Source organism: Pseudarthrobacter sp. AL07 (genome assembly GCF_029960665.1).
Lineage (GTDB): Bacteria > Actinomycetota > Actinomycetes > Actinomycetales > Micrococcaceae > Arthrobacter.
This window is the reverse complement of the sequence record NZ_JASBRB010000065.1, coordinates 1-2,168: the sequence shown is the minus strand read 5'-3', so window position 1 is coordinate 2,168 and position 2,168 is coordinate 1. Positions and strand designations below refer to the sequence as shown.

2 protein-coding genes are annotated in these 2,168 nt (G+C 65.8%); both read right to left on the bottom strand.

The annotated features are described in order from the left end of the window. Positions 1–183: hypothetical protein (locus QK290_RS18370; RefSeq protein WP_282332104.1), on the bottom strand; the 183-nt coding region annotated here is incomplete at its 3' end. Between the two features lie 286 nt (positions 184–469). Beyond that, entirely contained in the window at positions 470–1,963 is a 1,494-nt protein-coding gene (locus tag QK290_RS18365) for an NAD-dependent succinate-semialdehyde dehydrogenase (RefSeq protein WP_282332103.1), read from the bottom strand. Between the last annotated feature and the right edge of the window lie 205 nt (positions 1,964–2,168).

Sequence of the window (2,168 nt, the reverse complement as noted above, 5' to 3'; positions counted from 1 at the left end):
CTGCGCCGCCACCGGCGGCAGCTGAAGACGCGCTGGGAGACGGTCACCCAGGTCTTCGCGCAGTGCCTGCCTTGGGAGCAGGGCCCGTACCGGCCCGGCGGCGTCAGTCTTTGGGTGGAAGGGCCACCCGGGCTGGATGCCTTGGAGTTGGTCCGCGCCCGTAGAAAAGCGCGGAGTGCTCATTGAACGTGGCGATATTTATTTCATCCAACCGGACGCACCGCGGAATTGCTTCAGGATTGGTTTTGGCGCCACTCCCTCGCGCTCAATTGCGGAGGGCTTGGCAGTGGTCGGTGAGGAAGCAAAGATCCTGCTTGCCGGGAGAGACGGCAGACCCAAAATCGCCGCTGAATAGCGGCCTGACGGGGCCCATCAGACGGAGAACATTGCCGCGAGACATCCCGGTATGCCGTGGGGCACCGGCTTCCGGTAGCCCCACGGCAGCAGCTGGCCGCGCCTTAGCCTGGGCTCAGACGCGGGGAATAGCCATGTACTTGGTCTCGAGGAATTCCTCGATTCCGACCCGGCCACCCTCGCGGCCCAGGCCGGAGGCCTTGATGCCGCCGAAGGGCGCCGCAGGGTTGGAGACAATTCCAGTGTTGAGCCCAACCATGCCAACTTCAAGGGCGTCGCCCATGCGGAAGCCCCGGTCCACGTCCTGTGTGAAGAGATAGCCCACCAGCCCCCACGGGGTGTCGTTGGCCAGCAGGGTGACTTCCTCTTCGGTATCGAAGGGAACCACAGGAGCCACGGGCCCGAAGATCTCCTGGCTCATCAGATCGGAATCAGGGCTGACGCCGGACAAAACAGTAGGAGTGTAGAAGTAGCCGGGGCGGTCCGGGCGGGACCCGCCGCAGACCACGGTTGCGCCCTTGGACACGGCGTCGTCCACCAGTTCCTGCATTTTAGTGAGTGCCTTCTCTTCGACGAGAGGCCCGACGTCGGTGCCGGAGTCGGCTCCGTCGCCCACCGAAAGGGCACTGAGGCGGGCCGCCAGCCGTCGGGCGAATTCGTCCGCGATGGGGCGCTGCACAAAGAGCCGGTTGGCTGCCGTGCAGGCCTCGCCCATGTTGCGCATCTTCGCGGCGACGGCGCCATCCACGGCGCGGTCGAGGTCAGCGTCCTCGAACACGATGAACGGGGCGTTCCCGCCCAGTTCCATCGAGGAGCGCATGACGTGCTGCGATGCCTGCTGGAGCAGGCGCACGCCGACTTCGGTGGAGCCGGTGAAGCTGACCTTGCGGGCGATGCCGCTGGCCATCCAAGGCGACACCACCTCCGCAGCCTTGGTGGTGCAGACAACGTTGAGTACACCCCTGGGCAGGCCAGCCTCGATCAGGATGTCCACGAGCGCCAGCGAGGACAACGGGGTCAGGTTGGCCGGTTTGAACACCATGGTGCAGCCGGCCGCGATCGCGGGGCCGATCTTCCGGGTACCCATGGCCAGAGGGAAGTTCCACGGGGTCACCAACACGCACGGTCCCACCGGCTGCTTGGAGACCAGGATGCGGTTCTTGCCGTCGCCGGTGGTGGTGACGTCGCCGCCTATCCGCACGGCCTCCTCGGAGAACCAGCGGAAGAACTCCGCGGCGTAGGCCACTTCGCCCTTGGCCTCAGCGAAGGGCTTGCCCATCTCGGAGGTCATGATGAGGGCCAGTTCATTCTGGCGGGCCATGATCAGGTCGTAGGCACGGCGGAGGATCTCGCTGCGTTCCCGCGGCGCGGTCCTGGCCCATTGTTCCTGGACGCGGCCGGCGGTTTCGATCGCCCGGAGGGCGTCCTCCGGGCCGCCGTCCGCCACGGTGGCGATGACTTCCTCGGTGGCGGGGTTGATGACGTCGAACCTGGCGCCGGAGGCGGCTTCGGCCCATTCGCCGTCGATGAACAGGCCGGTGCTGACTGTGGCAATGGCGTCAAGCGCCTGCTGCGAGGTCCGGGAGTTGGTCGTTGACTGGATACTCATGAGCGTCCTTTTCTATGGGGGCGGGCCGGGAAATCTGGCCCTGTCGCGGCCGGGCCCGGAAGATTGAGCTGCTAGGCCAGCAGCGTGCAGGAGGAGCCGTAAGTCAGGACCACGGCGTCCGCCTCTGTCTTGCTACAACTCCAGAAGCAGGCCTGTGGAGGCCTCCAAAGGAGACCTCCACAGGGGCAAAACGACCATCGAGATC

What these genes read in the sequence shown, in the direction of transcription:
- QK290_RS18365 (WP_282332103.1), bottom strand. Translation starts at nt 1,963, where the DNA reads ATGAGTATCCAGTCAACGACCAACTCCCGGACCTCGCAGCAGGCGCTT.